The following is a 16,611-nucleotide window of genomic DNA, read 5'->3' as shown; positions in this document are numbered from 1 at the left end:
GCCCCCTGCTTCTGCAGGCCAAGGCGGGGGCGGTCGGCGGGGCGCCGATGGCGCGCGTTCATGGTGCGGTGCAACACGTCTCGTGATCCCTCAAGTGCGGGTGCGGGAACCCAACACCTTGGGAAATAGGCGACGTTCAGGGGAAAGGGGATTAAATAATTTTTTTGGTTGCGGCGCAAAATACCGCCGGAAATTGCGGAAAATCAGGCCTTAAGTGGTTGCGGTCACAACTTCTTCGTCCTTTTGGACAAGGCAAATCACGGCGATTTCCGCACCATTCTGGTCGCCACCGATTTGCAGCTGGAAGCCATGCAAGGTTGCAATCGCCTGGACCAGCGCCAGGCCCAAGCCGTTGCCCTGGATGTGGCGGCTTTTGTCCAGGCGATAGAGGCGGCGCACCACCGCCGCCCGCTCATCCTCCGGTATGCCGGGACCGGTGTCGGCCACCTGCACCGTGGGCACCCCGTCCAGCATCAGGGTGCGGATGGTGGCGGTGCCGCCGGCGGGGGTGAACTTGACGGCGTTGTCCGTCAGATTGGCCACCGCCTCGATCAGCAGATCGCGGTCGCCGACGATGAACAGGGGCCCCCCGCCCTCGCGCCGCAAGGTCACGCCCTGGGCCTCCGCCAGCGGTTCGTACAGTTCGAACACCTCGTTCGCGATCTCGGTCAGGTCCACCGTGCCGAAGGCCGCCTGGCGGCGGCTGTCCTCCAGCTCCGCGATGCGCAGCAGGGCGGTGATCATGGCGAAGGCGCGGTCCAGGTCGACCAGCGCCGCCTCCACCGTCTCACGCAATGCCTGCGGCTGTTCAGCGCCCAGGCCGCGTTCCAGCTTGGCCCGCATGACCGACAGCGGCGTGCGCAGATCGTGGGCGATGTTGTCACCCACCGCCCGCAACTCATCCAGCAGATGGACCATGCGGTCCAGCATCTGGTTCACCCGGTCCGACAGCCGGTCGATATCATCCCGGCGGCCGGACACCGGCAGCCGTTCGCGCAGATCGCCGCCGACGATGCGGCCCATGGTTTCCTGCACCGCCTGCACCCGTTGCAATGCCCGGGCCCCGCCCCAGATGCCGGACCCCAGCACCAGGGCCAGGGCCGGCAACAGGCCCATCACCAGGGTACGGGCGACGATGCGTTGCAGGGCGATCAGTTCGTCCATGGCGCGGCCAATGACCACCGTGCCACCGTCGGCCCGCATCTGCGCCGCCACGATGGCGGGCTGCGGATCGGGGCTGTCGGTGGTGATCACGTCCAGGCGCCGGCCCTTGCCATCGGCCGGCAGGTCCGGCGGCAGCGCCGCCATGTTGCCGTAGATGGGCTTGCCGTGCGCATCGAACCACGCCGCCACGGTGACGCGGTGATAGTCGCTGAGGATGCGCAGCTGCAAATGGGGCAGCAGGGTTTCCGACGGCGTGCGGGCGGCGGCCACCGCCTCCTGCCCGATATCCTCCTGGATGCGGATGGTCTCCGCCTCGCTGGTCTGCCAGTAGATGAAACCGAAGATCAGCAGCATGCCGACCGACAGCGCGGCGGCGAAGCCCAGCGCCCGGCGGAAGGGGGCGGCGTGGAAAAGATCAGTCCGCGGCACGAAGCATGAACCCGGTGCCGCGGACACGGTGGATCATGGGCAACTCCCCCACCTCGTCCACCTTGTGGCGCAGCTTACCCATATGCACGTCGACCACATTGGTCTGGGGGATGAAGCGATAGTTCCACACGTCGGTCAGCAGCATGGCCGGCGTAATCACCTGGTCCGGCCGGCGCATGAGGTATTCCAGCAGCTTGAATTCCCGCGGCAGCAAGGGCACCTCCCGCCCGTTCCGGCGTACCGTGCGGTTCAGCAGGTCCATCTCCAGCGAGCCCACGCGCAGCATGGTGGCACGGGTGTCGGCCGGGCGGCGGCGCAGCGCCTCGATCCGCGCCACCAGTTCCTCCACCGCGAAGGGCTTGGTCAGGTAATCGTCGCCGCCGGCGTTCAGGCCCCGCACCCTGTCATCGACCGAGCCCAGGGCGCTCAGCACCAGGATGGGGATGGGCAGGCCCTCGTCCCGCAGCTGCTGCACCATGTCCAGCCCGTCCATGCCGCCGGGCAGCATGCGGTCGGCGATCACCAGGTTGATGGTGCGGTCGTCGCGCAGCACCCCCAGCGCGTCATCCGCCGTGGCCGACACGCTGACGACGTAACCGCGCGCCTCCAGACTGGTCGCGATTTCCCGCGCCATGTCGGTGTCATCTTCCACCAGGTGGATGTGCGCGGGCTGAACGGCGACGTCGGTAGGCATGAGAGGCAGGGTTCCAGGAAAGGCCTGCTGTCAATCTAGCAACCGGGGGCCTCTTCCGGCGATGGAAATTTGGGCGTGACGGGTGCGGCGTGGTGGGGCACCCACCAGCCGCCCGGCGCCAGCACCCCCGTCAGGCCTTGGTCAGCCACACCTGTGAATGCGTGACATTGCCCAGGCGCGCCGCCTCCTGCTGGGTCACCGCTGATTGCGCCTGGGATCCGGGGGCGTAGTCGACGGTGGAATTGGTGCCGCCGATCTCACCACCCTGCCCTTTGAGGCGGTTCATGCGGGCGTAGTTGGGGATGGCCAGCATGGGCGTCCCGTCCTGCCACGTCCCCGTGATGGCGACCACGCCGCCCAGCAGGTCCGGCCGCCATTCGGCGGTCAGCGCGGTGGCCGACAAGGGCTTGTCGATGTCGGGCTGGTCGGCCCGTTCCACGTTGTAGACCAGGGGACCATAGCGCAGGGCCACCCGGCCGCGCGTCGCCTCCACCCTGTCATCCCCCGTCACGCGCTGCACCGCCAGGGGCAGGACGAAGTCGATGCGGTCGCCGGCCGTCCAGTCACGCTCCACCACGGCGTAGCCCTTCTCCATCCGGTATTCCACCGGCTGGCCGTTCACCACCAGGCTTTCCAGGCCGCGCACCGGCGGCACGGCGGTGTAAAGCGGGCTGGTGGCGCGGTCGGGCACGCGGATGCGCACGGCGAAGCGGTTGGGCCTTTCCGGGTTCACCGTCATGGCGACGGCGCCGTCCCAGGGGTAGTTGGTCTTCTGCACCAGTTCCACCCCGGTGCCCGCCACATCCCCCACGTTGATGCGGCTGCCGATGAACAGATTGACGTTCACGCCGGCCTTGTCCTTGGCATAGGCCCAGGTCGGCACCATCAGCAGGGTGCGCGGGATGTTGCCGACGCAGCAGGGGCAGACGTGCCACGCCGTGCGTTCGGTGTTGATCAGCGGGTTGGTGTAGCAGAACGTTTTGCCGTCCAGCGCCGTGGACCCCAGCAGGGCGTTGTACATCGTCTCTTCATACAAATCGGCGTACTTGGCGTCGTGATAGGCCAGGTTCAGCTTGTACTGGAAGAAGATCAGCCCGCAGCTGGAGCAGGACTCGCAATAGGCGTCGTTGCGCAGGGCGTAGTTGGCCCCGAAGCCTTCCGACGTGTCGCCGCTGCCGATGCCGCCGGTGACGTAGTATTTCTTGTTCACCATGTTGTCCCACAGGGACAGCACGGCACTCTGGTAATCCGCGTCATGGGTTTCGGCGGCGATGTCGGCCATGCCGGAATAGAAATACATGGCGCGCACGGCATGGCCCACCGCCTCATACTGGCGGGCGGGCGGCAGGTGGCTCTGGTCGTATTCGGAACCGCCGCGGCGGCTGTCCAGCAGGAAGCGCGCCAGGCTGATATAGGCGTCGCCGCGTCCACCGCCCTCGGTGTCGTTGACGAAACGGCCGAAGCGCACCAGGGCCTGTTCCATCTCCTGGTGGCCGTCGAACCAGTCCTTGCGGCCCGGGCCGATGTTGGCGACCCAGCAATCCGCCAGCTTCTTGGCGGCGTTGTACAGGCGCAGGTCGCGCCCGCCGGTCAGGGTGTGGTGGTTGATGGCGGATTCGATGAAATAGCCGGCGACATAGCCTTCATGGTTGCCGCGCTGCGCCGGCGACCAGCGGGCCGGCCACTTCGCGCGATCGGCCAGGGTGTAGGCGGTCTGGAGATAGCCGTCGGGTTCCTGGGCGGCCAGGATGACGGGAATCCATTCCTCCAGCTTGCGGCGCATCAGATCCTGGGCCGCCAGGATCTCCCTGTCACCCTGTGCGTCCACCATCAGGGCGATGCACATGGACTCCACCGTCTGGTGCACCCAGGCGTTGGAGAAGACGTAGCCCTTGTGCTTCCCGTGGGCCTCGCCGCGCAGGGCCTTGGCCGCCTCGATGAAATTGTCCAGGCCACCCTGCCCCACCGTCAGGTCCGTGCGCTCGCAATAGTCCACGCAATGGGGAATCCAGTCGACGATCAGGGCCTTGGCCCGGGCCGACCACAGGGGGCTGTCGATGGCGTAGGGGGTGGTGTAGACCACGTCCAGACGCTGGTCCGGCGGCGGCGTCTCCGCCCGCACCTTCAGCGTCGACAGGGCGGTCTTGCCGTCCGACTTGGCCGCCAGTTGCAGCACATAGTCGCCGGGCACGGCGAAGCGGGCGGTGGTATCGACCCGCGTGGCGTCGGCGAAATCCACAGCACCCGGACCACTGACCTTATGCCACAGGGCCGCCGCCGCCGGTGCGGTCTCCAGCGTGCGCACGCGGCCGTCCAGGTAGGTGCGACCGCCCAGCACGACGGCGCGGTCCAGGCCGGCCGTCACCAGGGGTGGGGTGACGGGGGCGGCACCATGGCTCCACACCCGCCATTGCAGCACGCCCACCGAGGCCTGGTCCGCCGGGTCGATGTCCAGGCGCAGGCGGGTGGTGGTGACCGGCTTGAACGTCGCGCGGTTGAAGGCGTCGGGCGCCAGGCCCAGACCCTGCACATCGCGCACCGGCACGAAACGCCGGCCGTCCCACGCCGATAGACGCCAGGCCTTGGGCAAGGCGCCCTTGTAGCCGCCCAGCCACCAGTAAACCTCCACCGCGTCGGTGCGGACGGGCACGTCCCAGCCATATTCGATCCAGGCGGGGCCGCCGCCCGGCTCCGTCCCGAAGGCGCCCTGCGCCTCATCGGCCGAGTTGGCGGGTTGGGCGCCGCTGTTGATGGCCTCGGGCTTGGCACCGCTGGAACGGTCGGACCAGTCGATGCGGGCGATGACGGCCAGGTTGACCGGACCGCCCGCCGCCGGGGCCGCCAGTGCGGCACCGGCCAGGCCCGTCCCGGCCATTCCGGTAAGCGAGGCGCCGGCCGTGGCGGCCAGGAAACGGCGCCGGTCCACGGCCGCCTGCCCCGTTCCGGCCACACCCGTCATTTCGCGCCGATCGCGCCCGCCCTGGTCACGCATGCTTTTCCCGTCTTCCTTTTGGTCCCGCCGTCCGGCATGTGCCGATATCGTGGGGGATCACCCTGCCATAATATTATCATATGACTAATAGGGTGGAAGGGTCAACGGAAGGGACCGATGCGCAAAAGGAAAAGGCGGGGAAGCCCCCTCCCCGCCTTTTCATGTCACCATTTCAGAAGCTTACGCCGTGCTTACTTGGCGGCGGCCAGCAGCTTTTCGAAGGCGGCCTTGGCCTTGCCGGTCTGCGGCACCGCCTTGGCGGCGTCCAGGTTGGTGGGCGTGCCCACCACGATCAGGCCGACCATGCCCATGCCGTAATGCGGCTTGCAGCGGATGCCGTAGACGCCCGGCTTGTCGAAGGTGATGGTAACGGTCTCGCTCGGCTTGCTGGTGAAGGGCTGGGCGCCATCGGGCAGCATGCCGGGGATGCTTTCCACGTTATGGCCGGCATCGACCGACTGGAAAGTCACCTTGTCGCCCGGGGCGATCTTCGACAACGCCGGCTCAAACACGAACATGCCGTCGGCGCCCTTGTTCAACATCTTGACCACATGCTCGGCACCGAAGGCGGGCCCGGCCAGGGTCAACAGGGCCACCAGCGCCAAGGGAAGCGAACGCATCTTGAATTCTCCGTCATGAAGGGCGGCGCGGACCCGATCGCCCGCGTCCCCCCTTCCCTACGACGGTGAAATCGCTTCGTCTTTGCGCTGGCGCAAATGTTAGCGCGACAGCAGATCGTCGATCGCCGACCGCAGGGCCCGCAGGCGGTCGCGGTCGGCATCACGCAAGGCCGCCGGACGCACACCCCGCAGATTGCTCAACAGCCGTTCCACCGAGGCCAGGTTGACCCCCGGCTGGCTGATGCCGCTGGACGGCCGCCCCTCTTCCACCGCCGGTGCGGCCTCCTGCGCCTTGGCAGCACGGATGGAGCGGACGCTGAGCGTGCCGGACCGCGCCGACTGGATCAGGCGGTCGCGCACCGCCGGTTCATCCACCCGCGACAGTTCCACCAGCGCGTTGCGCGCCAGGCCCAGTTCTGACGTCAGAACCCCTTCCAGCAGGTCGTTGGGCAGCGACAGGATGCGCAGGGTGGCGCTGATCTCGCCCTTGGTCTTGCCCAGGGCCTCGGCCGCCTGGTTCTGGGTCCAGCCCTTGCCCTCGATCAGGCGCTTCAGGCCGCGCGCCTCTTCCACCGGCGTCAGGTCGACGCGCTGCAGGTTTTCGATCAGCGCCAGGATTTCCGGGTCGCCGCTGTGCTCGATGGCCAGGATGAAGCCCCAGCCCAGGCGCTGGGCGGCGCGCCAGCGGCGCTCACCCGCCACCACCATCCATTGGCCGCGATCAATGGGATCACGCCGCACCAGGATGGGCTGAAGCTGGCCCTGTTCCGACATGCTGGCGGCCAGGCCGGCCAATTCCTCTTCCGAGAAGGTCTTGCGTGGCTGGTCCGGGTCGGCGGTGATGTGGTCGATGCGCAGTTCTATGGTGTGATGAAAGCGGCTGTTGCGCGTCAGTAGGCTTTCCGACGCCTCATCGATCAGGGCGGAGGCCGCACCCAAGATGGGCGAGGGGCGCTTCTTCGCGGTCATGGCGGTCAGGCCTCATTCTCGATGGGGGTCAATTCGATCACGGCCCGGGCCAACGGCCGGTCGTTGATGATGCAGTCCGCCAGCTTACGATAAACCGCGGCGGCGGTGGAGGTCGGCGATGCCTCCAGCGCGATGCGGCCGTTGCGGGCGGCGTGGCCGAACACGGCGCTGTCGGGTACCGCCTCCAGCACCGGCACCTTTTCACCCAAGGCCGTCACCAGGTGGGCCAGCACCTCGCGGTCCACCGACTTGCGGCGTCCGAACTGGGTCGGCAGGATGCCGGCCAGGCGCAGGCCCGGGTTCAGGCGGCGCTGCACCTTGTGGATGGTGTTCAGGATCAGGCCGACGCCCATGGTGTCGTAGGGTTCGGTGCGCACGGGGATCAGCACCTCCTGCGCCGCCGCCAGGGCCATCCAGGTCAGCATGCCCAGGTTGGGCGGCGCGTCGATGACGATGAAATCATAACCGGCGCGCACCGTGTCCACCGCCTCACGCAGGGCGGCATCGAAACCCGGCTCACGCCGGCCGTCGGTTTCCGACAGTTCGATATGACTGGCCGCCAGATCGAAGGGCAGGGGTACCGCCGTCTCCACCACGCCCGGCTTCAGGATGGCATCGGCCAGCGGGCGGTTCTGTAGGATGACATGGGCCATGGTGCGGCCCTGGCGGTAGACCTCCACCGCCGCGTCGGCCAGCAGGGCCACCGTGGCCGTGGCCTGCGGATCCATATCGACCAGCAGCACCCGCCGGCCGGACTGGCCCAGGGCATAGGCCAGGTTCAGGGCGCTGGTGGTCTTGCCCACGCCGCCCTTCTGGTTGGCCAGCACGAACACCCGGGCGTTGCGCGGCTTGCCGGACGCGAACTGCTGGAACTCCGCCGCCACGTCATCGGGGATGGGCTCCTTGCCGTTTTCCCAGCGGCTGATCTTGGGTTTGTCATAAGACCGCGACAGGCGGGCGTTCAGCAGGTCCGCCAAGCCACCCTGGCTCAAGCGCAGGGCCTGGCGCAATTCACGCATCCGATCGCCGTTCATGATCCCATCCCCCAAGGCCCGAAGTTCTGACGTCAGAACCTAGCCAGCGGCACCATCAAGTGTCAACGGCAACGTTGATGGTTGATGGTTGATACCCCGGCCATCCCGACCCTATGCTGTTTTCCAATGGAAGGGACCGGTCCTGACTCTTTCCTAGATTCCCTTGTTCTTGTTCAGGTGAGGAATATCTAAGTCAGATCAATAGGTTGTACGGTGTCCGCATGCGCTTTGTCCCGAGTCTGCGTGCGCTTTGTCGCCCCTCTGGATGCGTTTTGTCCGCCGTCTCTGTGCGGGTTGTCGCCGTCCCTGGTTTCCTTGTGCGTTTTCTCGCCATGGGTGTCTGGGCGGTCTTGGCGTCGCGCGCGTGAGGGCCCAAGGGGCGGGGTGGGAACCGGCGCGGGCTTTTTATGCGTTTTCTCGCCACCGTTCCCCGAGTCGTTTGCGTGTGTTTTGTCGTCAGCAGGAAGGCGGCGTCGCGGCACTGAATAAATCCTATTGATATCAGATACTTGCTTGGGTGGCTGACACCCGCTTCCACCTTTCTCTATGTGTTTTCTCATCAGGCAATATCCGGGCTTTCTATGTGTTTTCTCGCCAATTGAGAGTCGGGGCGGAGTCGGAGGCTGGGGGAGGGTTTTTCCAGGTTGCAGTCGGCCACCGTGTGCGTTTTCTCGCCAGTTGATCGGGGCGCCGTCGCGGTCTTTATGTACTTTGTCGCCAGTTGGGCGTGGCGGGGATGCCTTACTGTGTGTTCTGTCGCCAGCGGCCGGTGCCTGTGTTGACTCTGTGTGGTGCCGCTGGCCCACTGCATAACATGACTAGGACAGCAGCCAAACCGCCGGCCAGGCGCCCGGAGGCGACAGGGGACCCCTTTCGCCTGGACACGGATCCGACCGTGCCCAAGCCGCGCGGCACCATCGAGATCATTGAGACCGGCGGTGGGCTGACGCTGTCGGACAAGAAGCTGTTCAACGTCATCCTGGCCCACAGCTGGGACAAGCTGGCCGACGCCACCGCCGCACTGCCGCCCTTCCGCGCCGCCACGGCCGACCTGAAGCGCGCCATCGGTGAGGAGACGGAGCACAGCAACGCCCGCCTGAAAAGCTGCTTTGACCGCCTGATGTCGGTGCGGGTGGAATTCCCCTACCTCAGCGCCGATGGCGAGGTGAAGGAAGGTGGCGCTCCGCTGTTGAGCTTCCGCGCCCTGCCTAAGGGTAAAGGCTATGCGGAATGGTCCTTCCCGGCGGAACTGCGCCCGGCCCTGGCGGAACCGTCGGCCTGGGCACGCATCCACCTGGCGGTGTGCACCAGCTTCAGTTCCAAGTACGCCCTGGCGCTGTATGAGTTGCTGAGCGTGCGGGTGAACCTGCGCGAGCCGGATTGGGAGGTGGAGATCGACGCCTTCCGCCAGCTGCTGAGCGTCAAGAACAGTTCTGCCAACAAGAACTTCGGCATCCTGCAGCGCGAGGTGCTGGAACGCGCGGTGCGTGAGGTGAATGAGCTGTCGGCCATTGAGTGCAGCTATACCCCCATCCGCTCGCCCTCACGTGGTCGGCCGGTGATCGCGTTGCGTTTCACCATCCGCAAGAAGGAAAGGGCGGCCCTGACCTCCGCCGCGCGCGCCACGGAATTCGCCATTGATCCGGTGGGCCCCGTGGGCCGGGGCCTGGCCGCCGGCGCCCGTGACGCCGACACCGTGGATCTGGAAGACGGCAAGACCGACCGCGACCGGCCGGTGTCGGTGCTGGGCCTGAAGCGGCGGATCAGCGACACGGCCGTGGAGCAGCTGCGAACCGACTATCCCGGCATTGACATCGAGGGTGCCCTGGACCGCTGGGCGGAATGGGCATCCGGCCAGACGGGCAAGATCCGCAATGCCGACCTGGCCTTTGCCGGCTTCGTGCGCAAGATGGCGGGGGAGGTGGTGTCCATGATCCCTGTGGTGCCACCCGCGATCACGGGGACGGAAGTGCGAGCCCCGCGCCAGGCGGTGATTGATCGCCTGGCATCGGAGCCGCTGGACGTGCGCACCCGTTTCTACAAGCGGGCCCGTGACCTGGGCGCGCCCGAGGTGCGGGCCGCCGTCGCCGCCAGCAACATCCACAAATGGGTGGAGTGGGTGGCGGACGAGGCGGCGGCGACGCTGCGCTGAGACCCGGTTTTCCGGGCCGGTTCTGACGTCAGAACCAGCATGCGTGCGGGGTGTATCCGCCGGGCATTTCCCCCGGAAAATCCAATCCCCGAATCGAAGGGCGAAAGCTATCCCCTTATTAGCTTTCGCCCTCCGGCCATGCTGTTCCGCGCGGGCGGACTCTTTATGAACGCGGCGGATAATCACCCATGATGGCGATGATCCATTGCAGGGCGCCGATCGCGTTCTGGCGCAAGTCGGGCAAGGCGAACGTCGTCGTTCCGTTACCGCCATACTTGTTCCCGATTATGGAGAAAAGCGGCTGGTACTGCATGGCCTGCAACTGGCTGCCGTCGCAGAGATGCCAGCCCTCCGGAATCCAAGAGCCGCTCCACAGGATGACACTACCGATCATCGGATCCAAAATTCCCTCCATCACAACTTATGGCCGTTGGTACGCGAAATCGATCGCGCCAGCGACGTGATGGCGGCTTTTCCCAATTTAGTCAATTGTGCGACGCGGTAATTTTGCACCAAAGGGCGAGGGATAAGTTCTGACGTCAGAACTTATCCCCTGGCGGCGCTCTTTCCCTGCGTCCCGGCAGGACGGTTGATCGATCAATTGTGCGTTCCCGCCCCCGGTCGGGTGGCCCTACTATGGCGGACAAGCGGGGATGCAACGAACATGGGAATCTTCCGAATTGGCTGACACGGACCGCCTGGGCCTGACCGCGCCCATCACCCGTCGCGACATGTTGAACGGCGTCCTGCTGGGCAGCGGCGCCGCCTTGGGTGCTGCCGCCTGTCCCGCGCACGCCCTGGCGGCAGGGCAGGGCGCGGACGGCCTTGATCCCTTCACCGGCTATGGCGGCGTCGGGGACTATGCCCTGTCCAACGGCAACACCGCCGCGGTGATGAACGCCGCCCACCGCGTGCGCGACGGCGCCTATCAGGCGCTGGGTGATGGCCCCGCCGCCGGGCCGGTGGATGAGGATTACGACCTGGTGATCGTCGGCGGCGGCTTGAGCGGCCTGATGGCGGCCTACGAATACGCCAAGGGTACCGGCGGCCGGCGGCGCTGCTTGATCCTGGAAAACCATCCCGTCTTCGGCGGTGCCGCCAAGCAGAACGAATTCCTGGTGAACGGCGTGCGCCTGATCGGCCCCCAGGCTTCCAACGATTTCCTGCCGCCGGAACCGGGCAGCGGCACCCAGGTGGACCAGGTGTTCGCGGAACTGGACATCCCGCGGACCTACACCTTCAAGGACTGGGACCCCAAGCTGACGCCGTTGCGCTTCGCGCTCGACAATTACGACAACATGGACGGCATGGCGGAAGGCACGGTGGACGTGGCCTATCATTTCGATCCGTCCACCGGCGCCAAGCAGCCCTACTGGGTGCGCAACATCTGGGAAGACGCCCTGGCGCGCACGCCCTATGGGGCCGATGTCCGGCGTCAGCTGCTGCAATGGCGCGCCACGACGGGGGAGACGGGGGACGAGGACCCGCGCCTGCTCGACACCATGACCTACAAGCACTACCTGGAACAGGTGAAGGGCTACGCGCCGGCGGTGACGCGCTTCGCCCAGCCGGTGGTGGGCCTGCTGGGCGGGGTGGGGGCGGATGCCGTGTCCGCCCGCGTCGGCCACCATTACGTGACGGAGGGCAGGGGCAAGCCCACCCCCTCCTTCCCCGGCGGCAATTCCATGCTCAGCCGCTATCTGACCCGCGCGTTGATCCCGGACGCGTTGGGCGCGGGACCCACAGGCGGACAGGCGGGATTCAACGCCGTCGCCAACGGCCGGGTGCGTTTCGATGCGTTGGATCGCCAGGGACAGCCCACCCGCATCCGCCTGCGCGCCACCGCTGTGCGGGTGGAACATCAGAACCGCGATGCCAACAGCGGGGCGGTGCTGGTGACCTATGAGCGCGACCGCGACCTGAAGCGGGTGCGGGCCAAGGCGGTGATCATGGCCAGCGGCGGCTGGGTCACCCGCCGGGTGGTGGCGGACCTGCCGGACGACATCCGTGCCGCCTATGCCCAGTTCATCCATGCCCCCGCCCTGGTGGCCAACGTGGCCCTGACCAACTGGCGCTTCCTTTATCGCCTGGGCGCCACGGCGGCGCGCTGGATCGACGACGGCACCATGTTCGGTTTCTGCGCCAACATCCGCCGGCCCATGGTGGTGGGCGACTATGACCCGCCGTTGCATCCGGACCGGCCCACCCTGCTGACCTTCTACATGGGGCTGTACACGCCCGGCCATGATGCCGCGACCCAGGCCAGCCTGGGCCGGGGCCGCCTGCTGGCCACCAGCTACGCCGATTACGAACGCATCATCCGCAGCCAGATGGCGGACATGTTCACCGGATCCGGCTTCGATCCGCGCCGCGACATCGCCGGCATCATCCTGAACCGCTGGGGCCACGCCCGGGTGGTGCAGCCGCCGGGCTTCTATTACGGTGTGGACGGCCGGCCCAGCCCGCGCGAGGTGGTGGCCAAGGGTTTCGGCCGCATCGCCATCGCGCATGCCGAACTGAACGGCGCCCAGAACTACACCGGCGCCTTCCAGCACGGCAAACGCGCGGCACAGCAGATCCTGGCCCTGGGCGTATAGGCGCCGGCACCGGTCGCGGACGGGGTGCCCCGAATGCGGGCCTGGCCGCGGGTGGAACAGGCAGGGGGGGCGGGGGTTGAGTCCGTACATGCGGGCTTGCATGGCCCGTGTGTGGCTTCATCTTCCTTCCTACCCTCCCTACAGGGCCCGGCCGCCGTCATGGCGGACCGGGCCCTTTTTTGCCGCCGCGCACGATCCCGTTCTGGCATGGTGTGGCCCCTGAAGACAGGAGCGCCGCCATGCCCATCCCCGCCGATCTGGAAACCCCCGTCCTGCTGCTGGACCAGGCCCGCCTGGATGCCAACATCGCCCGCATGCAGGCGCGGATGGATGCGCTGGGTGTCCGCTTCCGGCCGCACGTGAAGACCAGCAAGAGCGCTGACGTGGTGCGCCGCCAGGTGGCGGCCGGCGCGCGCGGCCTGACTGTTTCCACATTGAAGGAGGCGGAGCGGTTCTTCGCCGCCGGCTTCGACGACATCCTCTACGCCGTCGCCATCGCCCCGGCGAAGTTCGACCATGCCCTGCGGCTGGTTCGGGCCGGCTTGAACCTGACCCTGGTGGTGGAATCGGTGGCGGCGGCGGAACAGCTGTCGGCCCACGGCCGGACCAACGGCCATCGCCACGCCGTGATGATCGAGGTCGATACCGACGGCCACCGTTCCGGCGTGCGCCCCGACGATCCCCTGCTGCTGGCGGTGGCGGCGGCGCTGGGGGTGGTCGAGGACGCCGGTGCCGGGCTGGTGGGCGTCATGACCCACGCCGGCAGTTCCTACGGCCTGTCCACGCCCGACGCCCTGGCGGCGATGGCGGAGCAGGAACGGGCAGGCTGCGTCCAGGCGGCCGAACGCCTTCGTGCCGCCGGCCACGCCTGCCCGGTGGTCAGCGTCGGGTCCACCCCCACGGCCCTCAACGCCCGGCATCTGGAGGGCGTGACGGAGGTGCGGGCCGGCGTCTATGCCTTCTTCGACCTGGTGATGGCGGGGGTGGGTGTCTGCGATCTGGACGATATCGCCCTGTCGGTGCTGACGACCGTCATCGGCCACCGGCCGGATACCGGCTGGATCATCACCGACGCCGGCTGGATGGCGATGAGCCGTGACCGGGGCACGCAAGGCCAGGCGGTGGACCACGGTTATGGCCTGGTGTGTGACCACGACGGCCGGCCCATCCCCGACCTGACCTTCCGTGGCGCCAACCAGGAACACGGCGTGCTGCACTGGACGGGGGATGCGGGCACGGATCTGGCCGCGCGTTTCCCGGTGGGGTCGCAACTGCGCATCCTGCCCAACCACGCCTGCGCCACGGCAGCGCAGTTCGATGCCTATGCCGTGCTGTCCGACGGCCCCTTGGCCCGGTGGGATCGGTTCAGCGGTTGGTGAACTTGTACGCGTAGCCTTTGATCGTAACCGATCAAAGGCCCCCTCAGGCGCCGGGCGCCAGCATCCGCTGGCTGGGCTTCCTCGATTTCCGGTTCGCCTTCGGCTTCCCGTAAATCTCCGGCGGCTGCAATCGCAGCCTATAGCGGCACGAGTCAGAATCTCGTACCGCTGACATGAAGTTATTTTTGGAAACGATGACTTTCCATCGTTTCTATTTCTGAGTATGGGCGACGGGCTTAGGCTCAGGGGCATGTGATCACGGCCCCTGAGGAGGCTTCGTCATGTCCAGATCCCCACCGGCTTAAGCGCCGGACATTTCCCCCCGAACAGCCCTTCCGTTTCCCGCCGACGCGGGCGCTTTGCCGCGCCCGGTGAAGGACGCCCCATGCCCGCATCTTGCCAAATAGCCACCGCATCCGCCTGTGGTCCCGCCCGCGGCGGACTGCCGCCCTTCCTGGTCGCCCGGGCCAAGGCCTATATGGTCGCCCGCGAGGACGGGGCCATCACCATGGCCGAGGTGGCCGCCGCCTGCGGCCTGTCGCGCGCCTATTTCATCGCCGCCTTCGGCCGCACCACGGGACAGACGCCCTATCGCTGGCTGCGCCGGTACCGGGTGGAGCGGGCGCGGGATCTGCTGGTCGGCACCTGCCTGCCCATCGCCGACATCGCCGTGGCCTGCGGCTTCGCCGACCAAAGCCACTTGACCCGTGTCTTCGCCGATGTGCTGGGTGTCAGCCCGGCGGCCTTGCGACGCCGGGCGCGGTGCGCGGAGTGCGATCGCGCGACGGAACCCTAACCACCCCGTTCCTGCGCGGTGACGGCCGACATCTCCTGCAAGTCCAGCTCATACTCCACGACATGCAGCACGTCGTCGTGGATGCGGCCGGCGCGGTGCAGGCGCAGCACCTCGGTCCGGCCGGCGGCGATGGTGGCCAGCACCACGTCGTAATGGGCGTCGCGGTCGCTGGCCAGCACCTGGGCCTCCCGGCTGTAGCGGTCGGCGATGCGGGCGCGGTGGTTGTACTGCTCCAGCAGGCGGGGGTGGCGCACGCTGCCGTCGGGGTTGTAGGCGCGGGCCTCCACCGCCCTCAGCTGCGCGGCGGTGACGGCCGCCATGGCCTGCGGCCGGGTCAGCATGGTGCCGGGGCCGATGCCGGCCCGGTCCAGGCCCAGCCAGCGGATCAGGGGGCCCAGGCTGCTGCCCTGGATCAGCACCGTGCCCAGGATGACGGCGAAGGCGGCGGCCAGGATCAGGTCGCGGCCCGGCACCTCGATGGGGATGGACAGGGCCACCGCCAGGGTGACCACGCCGCGCATGCCCGCCCAACTCAGCAGCAGGGCGCTGCCCGGCGACCAGGGGCAGCGCTGGCCCCACAGGCGGCGCAGCGCGATGCCCACGCCCTCGGCCGCGAACACCCAGACGAAGCGCGCCACCACCACGGTGGCCAGCACGGCCAGCACCGGTAGCGCCAGGGTCTCAAGCGCATGTTCCACGCCGCCCAGGCGCACCATCACGCCGCGCAGCGACAGGCCGATCAGGATGAAGACCAGCGCCTCCAGCACGAACACCATCACCTGCCAGGCGGCGGTGGCGGTCAGGCGCACGCCGGCGCTCAACACCTCATGCTGGTGCCAGCCCAGCACCAGGCCGGCGGCCACGGTGGCGATGACGCCGGAAACCCCCAGCTTTTCCCCGCAGATATAGGATGCCCAGGACAGCAGGAAGATGGCCGTGATGGTCAGGTGCTCATCCTTCAGCAGGCGCAGCGCGCGAATCCAGGCGTAGCCCAGCACCCCGCCCACGATGGCGCCGCCGATGGCCAGGCCGCCGAAAGCCATGGTGGCCTGGCCCAGGCTGAAGACGCCGGTCAGCGCCGCGGCGATGGCGAAGCGGAACAGCACCAGGCCGGCGGCGTCGTTCAGCAGGCTTTCGCCCTCCAGCAAAATACTGAGGCGACGGGGCAGGGTCACCCGTTCCAGCACCGCCTTGGCCGCCACGGCGTCCGGCGGCGACACCACTGCCCCCAGTGCGAAACAGACCGCCCAGGGCAGGCCGGGCACCAGGGCGTGCGTCACCAGGCCCACCGCCAGGGTGGTGAACAGCACGGCACCAATGGCCAGTTGCAGGATGCCGCCCAGGTTGCGGCGAAATTCCCGCCAGACGATGTAATAGGCGCCATCCATCAGCAACGGTGGCAGGAACAGTACCAGCACCAGGTCGGGATCCAGGTCGAAGGCCGGCACCCCGGGCACGAAGGCCAGGCCGATGCCGCCGATCAGCAAGGCCGCCGCCGGCGGCAGGCGCAGCCGCCCGGCCAGCAGCCGCAACCCCAGGATAGCCACCAGCAGTAGCAGGATGAATTCGAATTGCGCGACGCTGCTCATGGACCCCCGGCGGCTTTTGGATGAAGATCGTGTTGTTGGCGAACCATGCCAATGCTGACCCACCTACCCTAGGGTGGTGGGCCGGTCCGATCTTGTCCAGCGGTCCGCTGTTTTGAACAAGGGCGTTGCCGTTTGTCGGATGCCGCCGTCGCGCCTGGGGGACGGGCCCCGATGATTGGCGTTCTTTTCGACAAGA

General features: G+C 67.5%; 12 protein-coding genes. 4 read left to right on the top strand and 8 right to left on the bottom strand.

Going from position 1 to position 16,611, the window contains the following annotated elements; all coding sequences use genetic code 11:
* Nucleotides 1-210: 210 nt before the first annotated feature.
* The 6 genes from PW843_26030 to PW843_26005 form a co-directional block, all read right to left on the bottom strand.
* Complete coding sequence (locus PW843_26030; protein MDE1150027.1) at nt 211-1,593, bottom strand: ATP-binding protein; 1,383 nt, start codon at nt 1,591-1,593, stop codon at nt 211-213.
* The gene (locus PW843_26025; protein MDE1150026.1) at nt 1,580-2,287 is read right to left on the bottom strand and encodes a response regulator transcription factor; all 708 of its coding nucleotides are present in this window, start codon (nt 2,285-2,287) and stop codon (nt 1,580-1,582) included. Before PW843_26025 ends, PW843_26030 begins: the two co-directional genes overlap by 14 nt.
* Nucleotides 2,288-2,417: 130 nt before the next feature.
* Nucleotides 2,418-5,279, bottom strand: coding sequence for a glycoside hydrolase family 127 protein (locus PW843_26020; GenBank protein MDE1150025.1), 2,862 nt, complete (start codon nt 5,277-5,279; stop codon nt 2,418-2,420).
* A gap of 191 nt (nt 5,280-5,470) precedes the next feature.
* The gene (locus tag PW843_26015; protein ID MDE1150024.1) at nt 5,471-5,899 is read right to left on the bottom strand and encodes a pseudoazurin; all 429 of its coding nucleotides are present in this window, start codon (nt 5,897-5,899) and stop codon (nt 5,471-5,473) included.
* A gap of 99 nt (nt 5,900-5,998) precedes the next feature.
* Nucleotides 5,999-6,868 (bottom strand): ParB/RepB/Spo0J family partition protein, encoded by an 870-nt coding sequence (locus PW843_26010; protein MDE1150023.1) that lies wholly within the window; start codon nt 6,866-6,868, stop codon nt 5,999-6,001.
* A 5-nt stretch (nt 6,869-6,873) separates the two neighbouring features.
* On the bottom strand, nt 6,874-7,902 hold the full coding sequence (locus PW843_26005) for an AAA family ATPase (GenBank protein ID MDE1150022.1): 1,029 nt from the start codon (nt 7,900-7,902) through the stop codon (nt 6,874-6,876).
* 895 nt (nt 7,903-8,797) lie between these two features.
* Between PW843_26005 and PW843_26000 the strand changes: the two genes are divergently transcribed.
* Nucleotides 8,798-10,054 (top strand): replication initiation protein, encoded by a 1,257-nt coding sequence (locus tag PW843_26000; GenBank protein MDE1150021.1) that lies wholly within the window; start codon nt 8,798-8,800, stop codon nt 10,052-10,054.
* 163 nt (nt 10,055-10,217) lie between these two features.
* Here the strand turns inward: PW843_26000 and PW843_25995 are convergent, their stop codons facing one another.
* Nucleotides 10,218-10,448 carry a phage tail protein gene (locus PW843_25995; GenBank protein ID MDE1150020.1) on the bottom strand — a complete coding sequence of 77 codons (231 nt, stop codon included), beginning with the start codon at nt 10,446-10,448 and terminating at the stop codon, nt 10,218-10,220.
* A gap of 286 nt (nt 10,449-10,734) precedes the next feature.
* Here PW843_25995 and PW843_25990 point away from each other — a divergent pair, with 286 nt between their 5' ends.
* The 3 genes from PW843_25990 (at nt 10,735) to PW843_25980 (ending at nt 14,826) form a co-directional block, all read left to right on the top strand.
* On the top strand, nt 10,735-12,651 hold the full coding sequence (locus tag PW843_25990) for an NAD(P)-binding protein (GenBank protein MDE1150019.1): 1,917 nt from the start codon (nt 10,735-10,737) through the stop codon (nt 12,649-12,651).
* A 239-nt stretch (nt 12,652-12,890) separates the two neighbouring features.
* Nucleotides 12,891-14,030 (top strand): alanine racemase, encoded by a 1,140-nt coding sequence (locus PW843_25985; protein ID MDE1150018.1) that lies wholly within the window; start codon nt 12,891-12,893, stop codon nt 14,028-14,030.
* A 385-nt stretch (nt 14,031-14,415) separates the two neighbouring features.
* Nucleotides 14,416-14,826 (top strand): AraC family transcriptional regulator, encoded by a 411-nt coding sequence (locus tag PW843_25980; GenBank protein MDE1150017.1) that lies wholly within the window; start codon nt 14,416-14,418, stop codon nt 14,824-14,826.
* On the opposite strand, the gene PW843_25975 is transcribed toward PW843_25980, so the two are convergent.
* Nucleotides 14,823-16,415 carry a Na+/H+ antiporter gene (locus PW843_25975; protein ID MDE1150016.1) on the bottom strand — a complete coding sequence of 531 codons (1,593 nt, stop codon included), beginning with the start codon at nt 16,413-16,415 and terminating at the stop codon, nt 14,823-14,825. The two genes, PW843_25980 and PW843_25975, sit on opposite strands and share 4 nt — an antisense overlap.
* Nucleotides 16,416-16,611: the final 196 nt, after the last annotated feature.

The organism is Azospirillaceae bacterium (genome assembly GCA_028283825.1).
In the GTDB taxonomy this organism is placed as follows: Bacteria; Pseudomonadota; Alphaproteobacteria; order Azospirillales; family Azospirillaceae; genus Nitrospirillum.
Note: the sequence above shows the minus strand (reverse complement) of the source record. Positions and strands in the feature narration are given on the sequence as shown.

Excerpts from the sequence above, each read along its gene's own strand:
- PW843_26010 (MDE1150023.1), bottom strand. The coding sequence starts at position 6,868 with ATGACCGCGAAGAAGCGCCCCTCGCCCATCTTGGGTGCGGCCTCCGCC.
- PW843_25985 (MDE1150018.1), top strand. The coding sequence starts at position 12,891 with ATGCCCATCCCCGCCGATCTGGAAACCCCCGTCCTGCTGCTGGACCAG.
- PW843_26005 (MDE1150022.1), bottom strand. The coding sequence starts at position 7,902 with ATGAACGGCGATCGGATGCGTGAATTGCGCCAGGCCCTGCGCTTGAGC.
- PW843_26025 (MDE1150026.1), bottom strand. The coding sequence starts at position 2,287 with ATGCCTACCGACGTCGCCGTTCAGCCCGCGCACATCCACCTGGTGGAA.
- PW843_26015 (MDE1150024.1), bottom strand. The coding sequence starts at position 5,899 with ATGCGTTCGCTTCCCTTGGCGCTGGTGGCCCTGTTGACCCTGGCCGGG.
- PW843_26020 (MDE1150025.1), bottom strand. The coding sequence starts at position 5,279 with ATGCGTGACCAGGGCGGGCGCGATCGGCGCGAAATGACGGGTGTGGCC.
- PW843_25975 (MDE1150016.1), bottom strand. The coding sequence starts at position 16,415 with ATGAGCAGCGTCGCGCAATTCGAATTCATCCTGCTACTGCTGGTGGCT.
- PW843_25995 (MDE1150020.1), bottom strand. The coding sequence starts at position 10,448 with ATGATCGGTAGTGTCATCCTGTGGAGCGGCTCTTGGATTCCGGAGGGC.
- PW843_25980 (MDE1150017.1), top strand. The coding sequence starts at position 14,416 with ATGCCCGCATCTTGCCAAATAGCCACCGCATCCGCCTGTGGTCCCGCC.